This is a genomic window from Lysinibacillus sp. NPDC092081, assembly GCF_044755845.1.
Taxonomy (GTDB): Bacteria; Bacillota; Bacilli; order Bacillales_A; family Planococcaceae; genus Lysinibacillus.
The window spans coordinates 117,345-135,175 of the sequence record NZ_JBIVRU010000008.1; the positions used below are offsets into that span (position 1 = coordinate 117,345).

The 17,831-nt window shown below is 34.1% G+C and carries 19 protein-coding genes and 2 pseudogenes; 8 read left to right on the forward strand and 13 right to left on the reverse strand.

The window, feature by feature from the left end; all coding sequences use genetic code 11:
* Positions 1–26: 26 nt before the first annotated feature.
* From ACIQLB_RS13840 to ACIQLB_RS13855, 4 genes are all read left to right on the forward strand, one after another.
* A complete protein-coding gene (locus ACIQLB_RS13840; RefSeq protein ID WP_400726572.1) occupies positions 27–1,058 on the forward strand; it encodes an alpha/beta hydrolase in 1,032 nt (343 codons plus the stop codon).
* A 186-nt stretch (positions 1,059–1,244) separates the two neighbouring features.
* Positions 1,245–1,658: a MarR family transcriptional regulator gene (locus ACIQLB_RS13845; protein WP_400726575.1), complete on the forward strand. Its 414-nt coding sequence runs from the start codon at positions 1,245–1,247 to the stop codon at positions 1,656–1,658.
* 226 nt (positions 1,659–1,884) lie between these two features.
* Entirely contained in the window at positions 1,885–2,553 is a 669-nt protein-coding gene (locus ACIQLB_RS13850; RefSeq protein WP_400726578.1) for a hypothetical protein, read from the forward strand.
* Between the two features lie 436 nt (positions 2,554–2,989).
* Positions 2,990–3,703 carry a DUF4386 domain-containing protein gene (locus ACIQLB_RS13855; protein ID WP_400726580.1) on the forward strand — a complete coding sequence of 238 codons (714 nt, stop codon included), beginning with the start codon at positions 2,990–2,992 and terminating at the stop codon, positions 3,701–3,703.
* A 17-nt stretch (positions 3,704–3,720) separates the two neighbouring features.
* Here the strand turns inward: ACIQLB_RS13855 and ACIQLB_RS13860 are convergent, their stop codons facing one another.
* The 5 genes from ACIQLB_RS13860 to ACIQLB_RS13880 form a co-directional block, all read right to left on the reverse strand.
* The gene (locus ACIQLB_RS13860; protein WP_400726583.1) at positions 3,721–4,296 is read right to left on the reverse strand and encodes a Crp/Fnr family transcriptional regulator; all 576 of its coding nucleotides are present in this window, start codon (positions 4,294–4,296) and stop codon (positions 3,721–3,723) included.
* A gap of 509 nt (positions 4,297–4,805) precedes the next feature.
* A complete protein-coding gene (locus ACIQLB_RS13865; RefSeq protein ID WP_400726586.1) occupies positions 4,806–6,287 on the reverse strand; it encodes a malate:quinone oxidoreductase in 1,482 nt (493 codons plus the stop codon).
* A gap of 466 nt (positions 6,288–6,753) precedes the next feature.
* Positions 6,754–7,521, reverse strand: coding sequence for a nucleotidyltransferase domain-containing protein (locus ACIQLB_RS13870; protein WP_400726589.1), 768 nt, complete (start codon positions 7,519–7,521; stop codon positions 6,754–6,756).
* 246 nt (positions 7,522–7,767) lie between these two features.
* Positions 7,768–8,163: a MerR family transcriptional regulator gene (locus ACIQLB_RS13875; RefSeq protein WP_400726592.1), complete on the reverse strand. Its 396-nt coding sequence runs from the start codon at positions 8,161–8,163 to the stop codon at positions 7,768–7,770.
* A gap of 6 nt (positions 8,164–8,169) precedes the next feature.
* Positions 8,170–8,487 carry a hypothetical protein gene (locus ACIQLB_RS13880; protein WP_400726595.1) on the reverse strand — a complete coding sequence of 106 codons (318 nt, stop codon included), beginning with the start codon at positions 8,485–8,487 and terminating at the stop codon, positions 8,170–8,172.
* A 53-nt stretch (positions 8,488–8,540) separates the two neighbouring features.
* Here ACIQLB_RS13880 and ACIQLB_RS13885 point away from each other — a divergent pair, with 53 nt between their 5' ends.
* Positions 8,541–8,675, forward strand: coding sequence for a hypothetical protein (locus tag ACIQLB_RS13885; protein ID WP_400726597.1), 135 nt, complete (start codon positions 8,541–8,543; stop codon positions 8,673–8,675).
* A gap of 33 nt (positions 8,676–8,708) precedes the next feature.
* Here the strand turns inward: ACIQLB_RS13885 and ACIQLB_RS13890 are convergent, their stop codons facing one another.
* Positions 8,709–8,861 carry a hypothetical protein gene (locus ACIQLB_RS13890; RefSeq protein WP_400726600.1) on the reverse strand — a complete coding sequence of 51 codons (153 nt, stop codon included), beginning with the start codon at positions 8,859–8,861 and terminating at the stop codon, positions 8,709–8,711.
* A 270-nt stretch (positions 8,862–9,131) separates the two neighbouring features.
* On the opposite strand from ACIQLB_RS13890, the gene ACIQLB_RS13895 reads away from it, so the two are divergent.
* On the forward strand, positions 9,132–9,623 hold the full coding sequence (locus ACIQLB_RS13895) for a hypothetical protein (RefSeq protein WP_400726603.1): 492 nt from the start codon (positions 9,132–9,134) through the stop codon (positions 9,621–9,623).
* Between the two features lie 259 nt (positions 9,624–9,882).
* Here the strand turns inward: ACIQLB_RS13895 and ACIQLB_RS13900 are convergent, their stop codons facing one another.
* Positions 9,883–10,152, reverse strand: a complete 270-nt coding sequence (locus tag ACIQLB_RS13900; RefSeq protein ID WP_142510053.1) for a hypothetical protein — start codon at positions 10,150–10,152, stop codon at positions 9,883–9,885.
* Between the two features lie 383 nt (positions 10,153–10,535).
* On the reverse strand, positions 10,536–11,333 hold the full coding sequence (locus tag ACIQLB_RS13905; RefSeq protein ID WP_400726607.1) for an MBL fold metallo-hydrolase: 798 nt from the start codon (positions 11,331–11,333) through the stop codon (positions 10,536–10,538).
* Between the two features lie 331 nt (positions 11,334–11,664).
* On the opposite strand from ACIQLB_RS13905, the gene ACIQLB_RS13910 reads away from it, so the two are divergent.
* The gene (locus tag ACIQLB_RS13910; protein WP_400726610.1) at positions 11,665–12,006 is read left to right on the forward strand and encodes a BRCT domain-containing protein; all 342 of its coding nucleotides are present in this window, start codon (positions 11,665–11,667) and stop codon (positions 12,004–12,006) included.
* Positions 12,007–12,259: 253 nt separating this feature from the next.
* On the forward strand, positions 12,260–12,682 hold the full coding sequence (locus ACIQLB_RS13915; protein ID WP_400726613.1) for an exosporium protein C: 423 nt from the start codon (positions 12,260–12,262) through the stop codon (positions 12,680–12,682).
* Between the two features lie 202 nt (positions 12,683–12,884).
* On the opposite strand, the pseudogene ACIQLB_RS13920 reads toward ACIQLB_RS13915, so the two are convergent.
* From ACIQLB_RS13920 to ACIQLB_RS13940, 5 genes and pseudogenes are all read right to left on the reverse strand, one after another.
* Positions 12,885–13,025, reverse strand: a pseudogene (locus ACIQLB_RS13920) (LysR family transcriptional regulator); the annotation flags it as partial.
* A gap of 704 nt (positions 13,026–13,729) precedes the next feature.
* Positions 13,730–14,122 (reverse strand): annotated as a pseudogene (locus tag ACIQLB_RS13925) (LURP-one-related/scramblase family protein); the annotation flags it as partial.
* 63 nt (positions 14,123–14,185) lie between these two features.
* Positions 14,186–16,237 carry a GAF domain-containing sensor histidine kinase gene (locus ACIQLB_RS13930; RefSeq protein WP_400726616.1) on the reverse strand — a complete coding sequence of 684 codons (2,052 nt, stop codon included), beginning with the start codon at positions 16,235–16,237 and terminating at the stop codon, positions 14,186–14,188.
* Positions 16,238–17,028: 791 nt separating this feature from the next.
* Positions 17,029–17,508 (reverse strand): 23S rRNA (pseudouridine(1915)-N(3))-methyltransferase RlmH, encoded by a 480-nt coding sequence (rlmH, locus tag ACIQLB_RS13935; protein ID WP_400726619.1) that lies wholly within the window; start codon positions 17,506–17,508, stop codon positions 17,029–17,031.
* Between the two features lie 90 nt (positions 17,509–17,598).
* Positions 17,599–17,763, reverse strand: coding sequence for a CxxH/CxxC protein (locus ACIQLB_RS13940; protein ID WP_049662644.1), 165 nt, complete (start codon positions 17,761–17,763; stop codon positions 17,599–17,601).
* Positions 17,764–17,831 lie beyond the last annotated feature (68 nt).

Sequence of the window (17,831 nt, forward strand, 5' to 3'; positions counted from 1 at the left end):
TAATTCACATTCACAGAGGTGATTAGATGAAGCAGATAATGAAATTTATAAAATATACTGGAATAATTACCTTCGTATTACTCATAACAGCGCTTTTATTCCCTACATGGACTTCCCATATAAAAGGTAATAACAGTGTTAGTGCATTAGAGCAAGTAAAGATAAATGGAAGTAATCATGAAGTTATGATACGTGGCAAAGATAAGGATAATCCCGTTATTATTTTTGTCCATGGAGGGCCTGGCTGTTCGGAAATACCGTATGCTAGTAAGTATCAAGACTTATTGGAAAACAATTTTACAGTTGTGAATTACGACCAAAGAGCAAGCGGAAAATCATATCATTTTTTTGAGGATTATTCTAATCTTTCATCAGACTTACTCGTAGATGACTTATTGGCCTTGACGGATTATATATCAGATCGTCTTGGCAAAGAAAAAGTAATATTAATTGGCCATTCTTATGGTACGTATATTGCAACTCAAGCCGCCTCTAAAGCTCCTGAAAAATATACAGCATATGTTGGAATTGGACAGATGAGTGATCAAGTAGGTAGCGAGATTGACGCTTTGAATTACGTTATTCAGCAAGCCGAAAATGCTGGCAATAAAGATGATGTTTTATATTTACAAGGGTTAACTGAACAAGTTGAAAATGACGAGATGTTTATTCCACGGAGCTATATTGCAAAATATGGTGGAGCTTCAAGACTTATTGATAACCCTGATGGGAATAGCATAGGTATGTTATTCAGTCGTGAGTATAACTTATTAGATGTGATTCGTTACAACTATGGGCTATCCTATTCTCTAAAAACTCTATTAGAGGAAGTAATGAAAAAACCATTACCTACTAAAGTAAAAAAACTTGAATTACCATGCTATTTTGTTATGGGTAAATATGATTATCAAACTTCATCTAACCAAGCGAGAAAATACTTTGATATGATTGAAGCCGATAAAAAAGAATTTATTGCCTTTGAACAATCAGCTCATTATCCACAATTTGAAGAGAAGGAAAAATTTTATGAATGGATGTGCGATACGTTTGTGAAATAATTGGCTCTTCACCAAAACATGGGGTTGATTTCCTTCCAATTGAGTGCTTTCATGGGGGCGTCCGATGAGTCGCTTCTGTGTTTTACAATGACAAGAAATCAATTCCCTTAAGGATATCGATAGTAGCTCACATTATTTATTTACTATATAATTTAGTTATTAAATATTTTAATGGGCTGTGATACTATGTCAAAAAATGATCAATTGCACAATGTGGAAATCATTATGAAAGAGATGCTTGAAATACAGCATACATCGAAAATGTTTGTAAATCTTTTATCTGAGGGAGAATCATTATCTCAAAACCAACTAATCCTCCTACTTCAGCTAAAGATTAATGGTGGTATGAAAGCAACAGAAATTGCTGAGTCCTTTAGTGTAACACCTGGAGCCGTTACATCAATGTGCGATAAACTAGAAAAGTTGGAATTAGTAGAGCGGATTAGAGAGCAAGAAGACCGTCGTGTTGTAAAAATGATTTTAACAAATAACGGTGAATTGAAGGTTCAAGATTTATTTTTAAAGTTTCCACAGGAAAAACTGATAGACATGGCAAAAATATTGCGTGAGGTTAATCAGTTAATGAAAAAAATTTTTTAGGATTTCATAAAATTGAAGTCCTTTTTTTATTGCCCAGAAAATATGCGAGAACTCTTTTGACGCATTCTTGAGCAAATCATCCCGCTGCGAAAGTAAAGAAGTTATGCAGGAGATGAACTGCACGTGAAAGCCTTCACTTTATTAGTTCTTGACAAAATGAAGCTGCATATACTTTAATTAATATATGTTTTAATAATTAAAATATATATTAATTAAAGTATATGAGGTGATTATTTTGATTCAAAAACTACGCACGGTAACTCTTACAAATGGCAATATTAAAGATTTAGCATCAGATTGTGATCAATTAAATATCCGTGGATTCGTTACTTTACATCAAGAGGTACGCGTAAAAAAAATCTCTACTCATGGGCATAGTTCTTTTCATTCCCGCGTTGAAGCACAGATTTTAAATAGTACAGGATCATGTACTATAAAAGGTTTTTGTGAAATTAATGAGATTAAAAGTGGCGGGAGCTTAAATATGCGTAATGGGCAAGTAACTCAATTGAATAGTTCTGGGAAGTTGACCATTGAACAAAATTTAGAGGTTGAAACCGTAGATGCAACCGGTATTGTGAAAGCAACAGAAATACTAGCCAAGCATTTTCATTTAAAAATGTCTGGTGAAAGTAAAATTGGGGAGCTTATAGCAGATGAAATATGCATAGAAAAAGATAAGATTTCTGTTCTTCCTTTATTAAAGAAAAAATTAATTTGTCATTGTATAAAAGGGAGAAATGTACGTCTTTCCTATACAAATGCGGAAATTGTTGAAGGAGATGTTGTCGTTGTGGGAAGTAATTGTAGCGTAAAAGCACTTTATTATACGGATAGCTATTCAATTGCCCCCAATGCTAAAGTGCAACAAGTTGTAAGGAGAGAGAAGGAATGATATTAAAAAAAATCGTTCAGATCTTTTTTTGCTCGCTGGCACTCCTTGTGTTATCTGTCCTCTATATTGGTTTGATCTTAAGTGCATTATTGTCAATACTAGCAGGTATTTTACGAACATTAGGTCTTGAGCAATTGAAGATGGGCATTTGGTATGGCGTTGAGCTTCCAGTCATCTTCAGCATTCCCCTAGCCCTCCTTGTATCCCTACTCCTTTTCTTTTGCTCAATATATGTTAAACGTCCTATCCTATTTTGCCTTTCGAAACTTAAGTATTAACGTGGAAAAGCACATCTTTTAGTTAATCAAAAGATGTGCCCCACTCTCGAGGATGTCGTCGTAATTAGAAGAATCGTTATTTTTTTCCTTGATTTAAGTCAATGCTCCATCATGATCCTCCCTTTACAATAAGAACAACTTTAAAAGGAGGATATGATATGGATACAATACAACACGAGCATTCAAAGCGACGTAAATCAGCTTTAATTGGAGGAACGGCTCTCATCATCATGGCACTTGCCGCATTTTTTTCCTATGGATTTGTCCATGAAAACCTTGTACTGCAAGGAGATGCTACTGCTACTTTTAATAACTTAAAGTCTTCAAATACACTTTTCAAAGCTGGAATTTTCGGCTGGATTATCATCCTAATTACTGACATTGTAGTTACCTGGGCGTTTTATATTTTTTTAGAGCCCATTAATAGAAGCCTTGCATTGCTAGCAGCATGGCTCCGTCTTACCTATACGACTATTTTAGGCGTTGCCATTCTAAATTTAGTCTTTGTATTACTTCTTTCTAATAGTACAGATAATTTTTCATTTAATATTAATCAACTTCAGGCACATGTCATGTTCTTTCTTAAAGCATTTGAAACAGTTTGGGCTATTGATTTGATTATTTTTGGAGGGCATCTTATGGTTATAGGCTATATTGCTTTCAAATCATCCGAAATCCCTAAAGTCATTAGCATCTTATTGTTGCTTGCCGCAACAGGCTATATCATTATTAATGTATTTATCTCGTTTTTTTCACAATATGATGAAGTTATTTCAATTCTTAAATTTATATTTAATGTACCTATGATTTTAGGAGAGTTAGGCTTTGGTATATGGTTGCTAATTAAAGGAGGAAAAGTCTCTAAAGCTTGATAACACCTTCCTAACATTTATTTATTAATTCGCTTCTTAATTCTACTTAAGGATTCTGGCGTAATACCAAGGTAACTTGCCAATTGATGTTGGGGTACACGATCAATTAAATAAGGTCGTTTCTGTAATAATGATTTATAGCGTTCCTCTGGTGTAGATGCAATAAATGAAGCTAATTCATCTTGCATCTCACCAAAGCTATGCTCAATCATCATGCGAGTCATTGCTTCCAATTGTGTATATTTATGATACATATCTTTTTCAGTAACAAGATCACCTACTACCAATATACAGTCCTCTAAACAAGAAAAAGTGTACGAGGATGACTTATCCTGTTTATGATGATTCATATTCGAAATGGCTTGTTCTTCTGTATAGAAATTGGATGTGACTTCCTTTCCTGCTTCATCTACAGCATACTGCCTAATACATCCCTTTAATACAAAATAACATCTAGTTGGAATATCTCCTTGTCTAAGGAGGATTGTTCCTTTTTTAAATTCCTCAATTTGTATCTCTTCAACAATCGCTTGTTGTTGTTCTTCATTAAGAGCCGAATACTTGGTCATGTACTTCATCAGTATTTTTCTCATCTTGCTCTCCATTCAACTTTTTTCAATCAATGATGCCTCGGCATAATTGCGTCCGGAATCGGCTTTATGCTTAGGCCTGCACGAGGGCCGACACGATGTCGGTCATTTCGGTAATGCCACAGGACGTGGCGTTTTTAGACTGAGTTCCTCTATTTCAGCAGGTGTTTGGACACCCGTTGAAAAGTATCTTAAACCCCCATTCATCTCAACGCCTATAGAAATAGGAGACTTCTGTAGCTGACGCTTCACTTTCGCTACAAAAGGCATTTGCTGAAAGAAATTAAATCATTGTGATTTTGTCATTAATTAATGCCTATTTAAATATATTAGTTAATATGTTCGAAAATTCCTACTACAATTTATTTTGACTAATCACCAAATTTTTTTGCAAAACTCTTCCTTAACGATTTATGAAATAAAAAAATAGAACCTCCAATCCAAAATTAGAATGAAGGTTCTATATTATATTTTGTAGAAACAAACGCTTAAATTTGTTTCTACATCAGATTTTATTTTAAACGCAGCGCTTCGTCTGTTGATGCATTAATTTCCTTAAGAAGCTCTGGATTTTCTGCTAATGACTTGCCATAAGATGGGATCATTTCATTAATTTTCGCTTCCCATTCGTTAACATGTTGAGGGAAGCATTTATTGATTACCTCAAGCATAACGTGTACAGCAGTAGAAGCACCCGGAGAAGCTCCAAGTAATGCAGCGATTGAGCCATCAGAAGCACTTACAACTTCCGTACCAAATTGAAGTGTTCCTTTACCACCAGCTTCAGTATCTTTAATAACTTGTACACGTTGACCAGCTACGATAATATCCCAATCATCGCTCTTAGCATTCGGGATGAAGTCACGTAGCTCTTCCATACGTTGTTCTTTAGATAGCATAAGTTGTTGGATTAAATATTTTGTTAAGCCCATTTCTTTAACCCCTGCCGCTAATAACGTTGTAATATTATGCGGTTTTACAGAAGCAATTAAATCCATATTTGAACCTGTTTTTAAGAACTTAGGTGAGAAACCTGCGAACGGTCCAAATAGTAATGATTTTTTGTTATCAATATAGCGTGTATCAAGATGCGGAACAGACATTGGTGGAGCACCAACTTTAGCTTTTCCGTATACTTTTGCATGATGTTGTTCAGCAACTTCTTGGTTTTTACATACTAAGAATAATCCACTGATTGGGAATCCACCAATATGTTTTCCTTCAGGAATACCTGATTTCTGTAGTAACTCTAGGCTTCCTCCACCAGCTCCAAGGAAGACAAATTTTGCTGTATGGTATTCCATTTTACAGCCATTTTTGTCGTGCACTCGTACTTCCCATGAACCATCGCTTGTACGTTTCATGCTTTCAACACTATGATTGTAGTTGATGTCAACGTCTTTATTTTTTAAGTGGTCGAATAACATACGTGTTAATGAACCAAAGTTAACGTCTGTACCAGTGTCAATTTTTGTCGCAGCGATAGCTTCATCTGCTGGACGATCCTGCATAATAAGAGGAATCCATTCCTTTAGTTTTTCTGGGTTATCAGAAAATTCCATACCTTGGAATAAAGGATTTTTTGTCATTGTTTCATGACGTTTTTTTAGAAACTCTACATTGTCTTTCCCTTGTACCAAACTCATATGAGGTAAAGGCATAATGAAGTCTTGTGGATTACTGATCAGTTCGTTGTTCACAAGATAAGACCAAAATTGTCTTGAAAGGTGGAACTGCTCATTAACTTTAATCGCTTTGCTGATATCGATTGTTCCGTCTTTTTTCTCTGAAGTGTAGTTAAGCTCACAAAGTGCCGCATGCCCAGTTCCCGCATTATTTAATTCGTGAGAACTTTCTTCACCAGCTTTATCGAGCTGCTCAAACACTGTAATTTTCCAATCTGGCGCTAATTCTTTGAGCATTGTCCCCAAAGTCGCACTCATGATTCCGGCACCAATTAAGATAACATCTGATTTAATTTGTCTGTTACTCATTTTTACCTTCCTTATATATTAAGATTTGCAGAAAGGATGTAAGCTCTCCTGCTTAGATGTCACCGTAAGCCATGGAGTAACCTAGGAGTACACCTTTTCTGTATCAATTATTACCTTATTGCAGTGTATCATAATTACATAAAGATTAAAATATCAACTATCTATATGAGAGTTATGTGCATTTTTCGAGCCTTTCCCTTAATAAATCAAGAGAAAAACCTCCTATTTCACCACTAATAAACCCAACCTTTATTTAAGTTTTATGGAATAATTGACCTAAAATTGGCTAGCATTTTCATATAATAATGAGGATTTTTTAAATATTATATCTATATAATAACATAAAAATATGGAACCAGTCTTGTTTTTGCACCAGCTCCACTACATATAAAAATATATCGAATTTTCTTAATATTTTCTAGTGTTAAAATTATTTCTTTTTTATTTTAACCAATCAAATCTCATCCTATTCTTCGACAGGACTTTTTAATTTCCAACCATCTATCTTAAAACCACCTATCTGATTAAATACATGGTTTACTAACTCTTCATATGCCTCCATCATCTTTTGTTTGTCCACTTCTAGTAATGCTTTTAGAAACATTTCTTTAAATATCGAATCAGGAAAAACACTTTTTAGATATTTTTTAATATATGCTGGATCTACAAGATAAGAATGTACTTGATCGTACGGAATGCTTTCTAACTTTAAAAACTGACAGTACTCAGAAAATAAAATAGCTAATGCGTTAAAATACACAAAAGGAAAATCCACTCTTTTTTGTTCAAAACAATCCTTTAAATTGTCTAATGAATCCCATAGTGAATATTTTTTTATTTCTAATACTGTGTTATTTAATTCATCATATTCATTGTTTAGCCAATGTTCAGCTTCGATTTTTAATTCATTAAGTATTCCCGTGTTATTAAATAGAATCTTTCCTGTAATAATTTGAACCATGGACATTGTTCTTTGGGTTTGATAATCTCCTTGAAAGTATTTACGAATTTGTTTTGGTGGATTAGCGAAATATTCTATAAGAAAACCATTTATAATGCTATTCCCTCTCTCTCGCCAACCAACATCATCAGATAAAATAATATGTACATCTATATCAGAGCGCCTAGAAGGATTTCCTGTAATATAGCTCCCACATACAAGCGCTCCAACGACATCATTTCGGTTCTTCCAATCTTTTAAAAACTCTTCAAGTGCTTTCTCCCATTCTTCCATAAAATTATTATCACCTTTCATAAAAATTGAATTTTGGAATACCACAATATATTCAATATTTATTAAAAAAAACCTTTAACTTTGTAAATAAAAAAACACAGCTTTATCAGCTGCGTTAAATTATAAAATATTATCTTTTTTATTGATATTCCCTTTGGTTATAAGGAAATATATTTGTCGTTTTCAGGATTTTTTGTTCAATTAGATGATTATCACAATTGTCTTTAAAATGATGCAGTAACCCATCTAGCCTCTATTTTTTTCTAGTAGCTGCTCCATTTTATAATCAGCACGTAGCAATACTTGCTTTATTTGTTTAATCTCATTTTCTCTTTGAAGCATCTGCTTATACTTATTTTGAAATAATATTTTCAGCTGTTGAACGTTTTGAATTTCCGCTTCTGTCAATTCATCATTTTCATCAGTATTTTGCGACCATTCAAACAGCATTTTAATCTCTTGAAGTGAAAAACCACATTGTTTTAGTTTAATAATTGTACTAATGATTTCAATATGACCCTTATTATACTCACGATGTTTGTTTTGAATTTCCGGATGTAATAGACCCATTTTTTCGTAATAACGGATGGTATCTTTACTAAGATCAGTACATGCTGCAAATTCACCGATTTTTATGATCATCACCTACTAATTTATAAATTTATAAACGATTAATAGCAGTATACAATGGAATATAAAGCGAACGATATGGTGACTGTATCTAAGCTGTTTATTTGTTACTAGCCCTTCCGCAATTGCTAAAACATGTAATAGAACAAATTCAAGGATTAATAACATTAGTACCAGAGTTTTGTTTGGTAAAAATATCGTTATAAGCATACTGATAGATAAGACCACAAATAAGAATGTTCGTAATTGATATCCATTCTCTTTCCATTGATGCAAACCGGCAATCCCTGTTAATAATGCGTATACCACTATCAATACATATGCAATAGTATCCATTTACATCACCCCATTCTTTTAATACATTTACTTTAAAAGATGGAGTTAACTCCATGTCAACAGATTTTAATCAAAAGAGCCAAAATCAGTCTTCTGGAACTACTACCTATCGTCAGTACAAGAAATATACTGTTGTTGCTAATGAAGTTATAAAGCCAATTCCAACTATAAATAAAAGTGTTTTATAGCCAGCCTCTGTGTCCTAGAAAATACAATTTTGCTTATTTGAAAAAATCAGCTAAACGGTTTTGAATAGACTCTGGCAATAGTTGAAAGAACAATCCTTCATATTTGATATCGAGTATCCCAGCAATGACAATAATAATAATGATGAATAGTAAAAGGGGTTTCTTATTTTTAGAAATCCACTTCAATAGGCTCCCCTCCTCTGAAAAATGAACATTTATAGTTTGCAAGTTAAGTATATATTGATTCATGTCATATAGAAACCTAACCTTTGATAATAAAATCATTCTCTGTCACCCAAATTGGAGATGTTACATAAATTAAAATAACGCTGTATTATATTATAAAATTGGTTTTCTTTTAGTAATTGAATTCAAATCAGTTCCTTTGGGTAAACAATAATCCAAGCTTTTGTCTCACCAATGATCGATTTAGATTTTATAAAGAAAGGAATGGCTATGGTAAATTTTAAATCATTTCGAGGGGTCGTTACTCAGATTGATGATTTTCCAATCGTGCACAATGGAGAAAAAGAAGGTTGTTATAAACTTATGACGGTAGAAGATAGTTCTCGTGGTATCGTCAATTTTGTCGTCTCACCTTCTACTTATTTTGTCAACCAAGAAATTGTAACAATCGGTGATCAGATTACTGGATATTATGATGGGGATGCACCTGTACCTTTGATATATCCGCCTCAATATCGAGCACTCGTCGTCGTAAAGGAAAATAACTATCAAAATGTCAAAGTCGACTTTTTTAATAACCAATTAGTGAGTAGTGATGGCCAATTACAACTAAATCTTTCTGCTTATACACTTATCTTGCTTAAAAATGGGCAACCTTTTTCAAAAAGCCCAACAAATCGAAACCTAATTGTTATCTATGGCCCTACTACAAGGAGTATTCCTGCACAAACTACACCGTATACAATAATTGTTTGGTGTTGACTAAAAACAATAGAAAATATTTCCCAGGAAAGGGTTCAATCTTCCGCGTTACGCTCTTTACTAACTATACTTTTTCAAATCAACGGATTACATTCTGTTATTCAAAACATTATGTTTCCTCATCTGTACAACATTTCACATAAAAAATTGACCAACAGTGCATTATATGCAAGCAAACAAATGGAATAAAATTAAGCGGCTTAAGTCCTTTAGATTATAGGGCTTAAACCGCTTAAAGCATTATTTTTATTTCTTCTATCTACTGTTTGCCTTGCATTTCGTGTAATTGCTGCTTGATCTGCTCTAAGTATTCTTTATTTTGTTGAACTGTATCCAAATGCTCACCAAATTGCTTTGCATTCATGAATGCATTTTCCGCATGTTCGATTTGATTGAAAGCATGCTCAATCGCTATCTCCTCCGGATGTGACTTTGCATGCTTCAACAAACGCTCTGCCTTTTGGACAGAGTTCCCAAACAAAGTGCTTGGATGATCCTGTTTCCAGCTCATATCTGAGTGCTTAGCCAATTTGCCTCTTCCCTTCTTGCCAATTTGATAAATGATCTAGATATAGTATTGGAAAATGAGCAGAAAATATGTACGGATGAAGTAACGAATATCTAATGGAAATGTATTTTGTATATAACTTTGACCATAAATACATAATCAAAAGAATTATGAAATCTACTTATTAGCAAAAATGGGGCAAACAGAAACATGTATATTATTTTTTAAAGATACAGAAGATAATACTCATGCATTAATGAGTGAAGAACAAGTTTAAGAAAAAAGGAGACCGTCTAAAATGATCGGTCTCCTTTATATCGGCCTCTTTATACTTCACTTTCTAGAGTTAATTGCACTATTTACGTTACAGTTTCCTCAAGTACATTTCCTCTAAAGCTTATCAACTACAAATTTTCTTTAGCCATTTTCTTATTGTCAGTATGGATGCTTTTCATCCCTTCAAAAAATGGATACTCTAGACTTAAATATCTTTCTAACTCTCCATTATCATGAAGAAGCTGCTCTAAGTAATACTTCGAATCGTTTATTCTTTTTTGAATTTCCTGTTGATTTTGTGTTGTCGAACCGTGTCCAGGTATATGGGCCGTTATTTGATGATTCAGCAAAATATTTTCAGCTTTATTGATCGTAGTTACATAATCTTTATAGTTGCTAAAAATGAACGGGAACTCAATATCTGACAAATAATCGCCAGAAAGAAACAGACCATACGGCTCAATAACTGTAAATAAACCATCATTCGTATGACCAGGTGCTTGATAAAATGTCATGGTTAGGGAATCTAATTCTAATTTATGTCCATCCTCTGATACAACAATATCTACAGTTGGATATACAGGTGAATAGCTTCTATTCAAATAATAGCCTTGGTCAAATTGTTTAATTTTTTGAATGCTGTCTTCTTTGTTAGGATTTTCATCAAATTGTTTAGATGCAATTACCTTAGCTTCTGGGAATGCCCCAGATCCAATAATATGATCAAAATCGCTATGTGTGTAAATAATATATAGTTGTTTATCATCTTTAATCTTGTCTATATAGCTCTTAATTTCTTCAATTTCAGTAGGTAACCAATTAGGGTCTGTCATAATTACTGCTTCATTAGTTTGAATGATTGCCGAGGTAGTCATATATAATGCACTTTGAAAAACTGTAATATTATTTTTTTGGAATTGAATCACTTATGAACCATCCTTTTCCCCTTATTTTTCGTTTGCTAATGAACTAGTTTGTTGAACAAGAAATTCATCCTTTTGTCCTCTCTATTCCATAGTTCGGGCAACATTAATAAAATCCTCCTTTTTGGAAAAAAGTATGCGAAATCAATTTATATCTCACATACTCTTTTTATCTATTGGTACAAGTATTCATGAAGAACGGATCTATATGATACTATTCTCCATGAATAGTTTAAATATAGAGAGACATTCCTTTGTTACCTACATCCTCGAATCAATCAATCTCACCTATAATTTAGGTAGAAATCTTTCATTTCAATCAAGGAGAGTCAACATGAATAACAATAAGGACAACACAGAAATTATCATACTTTCTGACCCATCCGAGTGCTTGATGCATCCGTTTTATAATAAACAAATCGTCTTTACAGGGGCTCTTTCCGCTATGACACGTTCAGAAGCTGCGAAGAGAGTACGAGCTTGTGGAGGGATTATGCAAGGGACTGTGACACAAGATACAGATTTCGTTATTCTTGGGGACAAACGTCGCGGTATAAGTACGAAACAATTAAAAGCGGAGAAATTGATTAGCCTCGGCCAAAACATTCAAATTATTATTGAGGATGATTTTATTTGGCTCATTTCAATGCAAAAAGAAGAGCTGCCTCCAATTTAAACACCATTCTTTAATCTATCTCATCTAAAAAGGTATGCAAAACAACTATGTTCACATACCTTTTCACCTATTTTATTACTTCAAACTTATGATAATAAATTCTAAATGATTTTAATTAGAAAGCTCATAATTCCATAAGAACTAGAACAGTTAACTAGACGAAGTTTAAAAAATAACACGGCTTAGTTTACTACACAATCAATCTCTAATATAGAACATATCTTATAGTATCCTAGCAAAAGGAGGTGATAAAATGGCGCAAGTTCTTGATTACCAAGCAACTGAACCTCTAAGTACGTTTAACCCAGAAACTGCTTTTCCAATTCCACAGGCTCCATTTAGAGTTCTTTTAGCTTCGATTCAAATAAACATCCCAGGCACCGCTTCAAGAAATAATAACGTTGAGCTACTTGCAAGCGTCGGTGTGATGGGGGTTACAAATATTGCCCAACTTGTATTTAGAATCTTCCGTAACGGGAAAGAAATTTATAATACTCAAAATGGAGCAGAATCAGCTGGATCAGAACAAAACTATGTCTTTACATTCCAAGCCATTGATTCCAACTTAACAGCTGGCGCTAACTTCTATCAGGTTTTTGTTGAGAACATTACACCTAACACACAAGCAAACATTGTTGGACCAATTAATTTTAGTGGCCTAGCAATAAAAAGTTAACGATAATAGCTCTTACTATGCATCTTGATTATGTTTTGCCCAGTACAAGTTTGTGGCATATATGATCGTTTTTTTAGAGTGTTGATCGATGAACTGAAATGCATGTTTTATATAAAGATTTTAAAAATAAGCTGTATAGAAGTTATTAAAAATCAAACTTTCTATATAGCTTATTTTTTCTTTTATATTTGAGGTCATTTAATCAATTTTGAGAAATTGTTAAAAAGTATTCTAAAACAAATTGGCGAAACTGCTTAGCAATTGGTGTAAAGTAGCGCCTTTCGGACCAGGATAACCCAATAGTTCGTTGACAAGCTGGTTCGACTATTCGAAGTTTATGATTAACTCTACTGTATATAAAATCCCCTTTTCAGGATTCTCTATTGTGTAAAACTCATCCGCAGTTACTTGATATCTAATCTCTGCTATTTGCTCCTTATCAACCGTTCTTCAAAGAAAAAAGCAAAATGATGGAATTCTCATGTTCCTAAAACCGCACTTACTTATGATACGGTTCACCGTAATAGGCTTAAGTGCGATTTTTATACAACGCTTAAATATAAATCGAATGTGTCCTCAGTTTTACGTATTCTGTGTAACGTATACACAGAATACATAATTAATTAATATATCACAGGTTGCTATGCTATATTATATTAAGTAGTAAACAACAATTATTGACACCGAATAATGGTAATTTTAGATTGAACAAATTAGCGTTATTGGGTGCCAAACCCATTAGAGTTCTTCAGGAACAAAGAATTCTACCGCAGCATCTCCTTGTGAGATGTTGCCTTTTTTGTTTCCATGAAATTTTTTGGGGCTATCAATTAAAATCATAAACAAAAGCGCTTTGCCATAAACGTAAATAATAGCATTTTCAATGTTACCTTCTGCGGAAATTTATATTTTCTTACTCAATAAATTAAAACCACCTAAGACGTTGCAATTTCAACGTCCTAAATGGTCTTTTTTAAAACCGCACCTACTTATGATACGGTTCACCGTTGCACCTTTAATGGAGGTTATTTTCAAAATGTTAATTTTCTAAGTCGCTGCTGAGGAAGCGGCTGCATGGTCATCCTTCACACAATCAATTGCGACAACGAACGCAATAATGATGGCCTCCATCTCCTCATCCAATATTTGAACCTTATAGCTATCTCCCCAAGTGAACCACTCCTTGTTCACTTTACCGATGACTACACCATGCTGTAGGATCTGAAAATCCATATCCCACCAGTTACCATGTATCTCAATGTCTGCTGCATCAATCGTATAGCGTGCTTTAAAGAAAGAAAGCTCCTTCTTAATCGTTAACACCTCTCGACCATTTACCTCAACAAAAAACTTCGGTAAAAAGCTGAACACCTTTTTCGTAATAAGCGCGACTTCATCTCTTGTTGTATTCATAATGGAGAAAGTCTTTGGAATTTGCATATCTTGCTAATCTTTTCAACACTACGGTTCTTCTTAACAACACTAAAGCAGAGTTTCACTTTTTCATATATAAGTAAATTTCACAAAAAAAGTAGTTCCTTCAGATCCTGTTTGAAATTCAACTTTTGCGTTATGACGGGCAGCAATTGCATAACATATGCCTAGTCCTAAGCCAGTGCCATTATCTTTGGTCGTGTAAAATGGAGTACCCAATTTCTCTACTATCGCAGGACTGATACCTTCTCCTTGATCCCGTACTGCAAGAATTACACAATTTTCATCTCCTTTGTAGGTACTGATGGATAGAACCTTACCTGTGCTCATTGATTCTAAGCCATTACGGTATAGATTTATTATCAATTGTCGTATTTCGTTACGATTTAAAAGTAAATCTGGAATGTCTTTCAGATTAAATTGAATAATTTTATTTTGATTAAATGCATCTATCTTTATTAAAGGAGTAATATCTCGAATAATAGAATTTAAATCTAACATCTGTAAATCGGATGTCTTTGTATTACCTATAGAAAGGAATTCAGTAATAATAGAATTTGCACGGTCAAGCTCTTCAATCATTACATTAAAGTAATCATTATGTTTTTCGAATTCGCTCTCTTTTTTTAATAGCTGCAAAAATCCTCGTACTGTTGTCATAGGATTTCTAATCTCATGGCTAATACCTGCTGCCATCTGACCTATTAAGTCTAGGTTTGATAATCTTTTCAATTCCTTCTCATATTTCTTTTTTTCGGTTATGTTTTTTAAAAGGCAGCAGATTCCCTCATCATATGGATAAGCAACTGCTTCGTACCAATAATCACCATATGCTGAGGTCATTTCGAAATGTACTGCTATTCGCTCTGACATCGCACGATGAAATTCCTTATACATGACCGTATCTACACTTTTCGGGAAAATTCCCCATATATTCTGGCCTAATACATCTTTTGCCGTTTTCCTTTGCGGCAAATATTGATGTTTATTCATGTAAAGAAATTCCCACTCTTTGTTCAATGCAAAGAATCCATCCGTTATACTTTCAATAACACTTGTAACCTTTTCATTAGCAGCAGCTAGTTCCCTTGTTCGCTCTTCTACCATATTTTCAAGTTGGTCCATATATAACAAGTTTGAAATTGTAGGGGCTGTGGCATCGACTATCGATTTTGCTAATTGAATTTGAGATTTATGGTAATTACATGTTTCCCCTCCTAAATTGACAACTGTTATAACCCCTAATACTTCCCCCATTGAAACCAGTGGCATCATAAGTAAACTCGTACTATCTATATTTGGAGTGAGAATTATACTTTTTGTTTCAATAATCTGTTGAATCATAGCTTCGTAGCTTTGGTTCATTCTTATGCTTTTAAGATTCTCCATCCAATTGGCTTCTGTCCAATCACAGTCTTTATTTAACTTCATGAATGTGATTGTGTTTTTTCCCAACGGATCCAGGATGTGGGCTGCACTTTTTTTGCTACCTAAAACCTTTCCTAAGTAGTAAAAACATTTATCAAGACTTTTCTGCACGGAGGAACACATCGACAAATCACGTGTAACATTGAGTAACAACTGCTTTTCTGCAATAAGGTTTTCCTTTTGCTTTAAATTATTTGCGTTTTGAATTGCAACTGCAGCCATATTCACATATGCTTCAACACTCTGAATTTCTGATTCTGTTAAATTCATCGGCGTTCCATAATCAAATAAAAAAACTAAACCAAATATCTCTTGCTCATATGAGATAGGCAGTACTAATAAGGATTTAATTTTGAAGGCTTCTACCGATCTCGGGTCCGGCCGATTATCCTTTGAGGTATCAGAGATATAGATGGTTTTTTTAGTTTCAATAACCTCTTTGACCAGTAAGTCTGTTTCAATATCAATTACCTGTGTATCGAGCGTTATGCCATTCATATCTTCTGGTTTCCCTACAAATCCTCTAAATGCGCCATCTTTTTCAGGTAAATAAATACCAACCGAGTTACATTGCACGATTTCCTCGGATATTGCCTGCGTTACACGCTGTAAAACTTCACGTAGTTCTAACTTTGCATTAATTACTTTGGTTATACTCGCGAGCCTAGAATATCTCGTCTGTTCACTTAACATTCACAATGTCTCCAATCAAAACCTACTAAAAGTAAAAGTATAATTTCTAGCTAACAGTCTAGTTCTAGATCAGTTTACTATTTTTAATTTTATATCTGTATCCTATTATACATGGAAAACCTCTATTACTTATGATACGGTTTACCGTGATAGAGCTAGCCTGTTTCGACCCGATGATAGGAACGACCATAAGGACTTCTAATAACTTCATTTCGCTTTTGTTAGTTCCTGATATCCTTCCATTGCCAGTCACCTTCAATGGCTCTATCCACTTAACAGACCATTCATATGATATCAATGAATAAGAACTGATTGTTGATTCTGTTTGCAGGAGCTACATTTTCCGCACGATTTTTGTTGTCATTTGTTCTCTTTCAGCGGTAATATTTAACACTTACACCAATACGCGTTCACTCTGCAAAAATCTCATCTGTCGATAATGATTTCATATATAAATACACATTTAAAAATGAAAGTAACATTTGATTCATAAATCCACTCTATTCCCATTTTATGCTTATATTCAGTTTGGAGAAAAAGGACTATCCAACAAATTCTTAAATGGAAACAGGTATAGAAAAAGTTCTCTTTTTCTATACCTGTTTTTTGTATACTTTTTAGTAAATCACTATTTTTAGTTGGTGATGGATTGTAGTGGAAGGCGGCGACTCCAGCGGGAATAGCATGAGCTGAAGGCACCACAGGAGCGAAGCGACGAGGGACTGAAGCCATGCCCGCGTAACGCATCCATCACTAAATGACTTAGGAGAAATCCCCTTCTAAAACCGCACTTACTTATGATACGGTTCACCCTTCATAATCCTAAAACTTCTATAAACCTGCTCTACTAAAACAAGCTTCATTAGCTGATGCGGTAATGTCATCTTTCCAAAGGATTGTTGCTCATCAGCTCGTTTCAATACATCATCGTGTAAACCAAGAGAGCCGCCGATGACGAACGCGATTTTACTTTTGCCGTAGGTCATGAGGGATTCAATATCTGCCGCCATTTGTTCAGAGGTTTTCATTTTGCCGTTAATGGCTAGGGCGATAACGTATGTATCTGGGCTGATTTTAGATAGAATACGTTCACCCTCTTTTTTCTTTACGATTTCCATTTCTGCTTCGCTTAGCTGCTCGGGTGCTTTTTCATCTGGTACTTCGATTAGATCCATTTTTGCATAGCCGCCGAGACGTTTTACGTATTCATCTATTCCCAATTTTAAATACTTTTCTTTTAGTTTTCCGACTGATACAATCGTTATATTCACACGTTATCCACCTTTACAATTCATTTACAAACAAATTATCCACAAAAGTTATCAACATATCCACAAGTGATTCCTATATCTTGTGTAAAGTTATTTACTTGATACAAGATATTCCGCAGGTCGTTCACAGTAGCTACATTTTGTGGATAACTTTTTATCCTCTTCGATTTTATCCATAATTGGGAACTCTTTTTGCTCAGCCACAAACATGTCTAAAGCGTGTTCTATATGGTTTTCACAGCTGTATTTTTCCATTTTTACACCTCTTCTTATTTTCCGAAATTTCCACAAACTTATTCACAATTCGGTCTATGTTATCCACA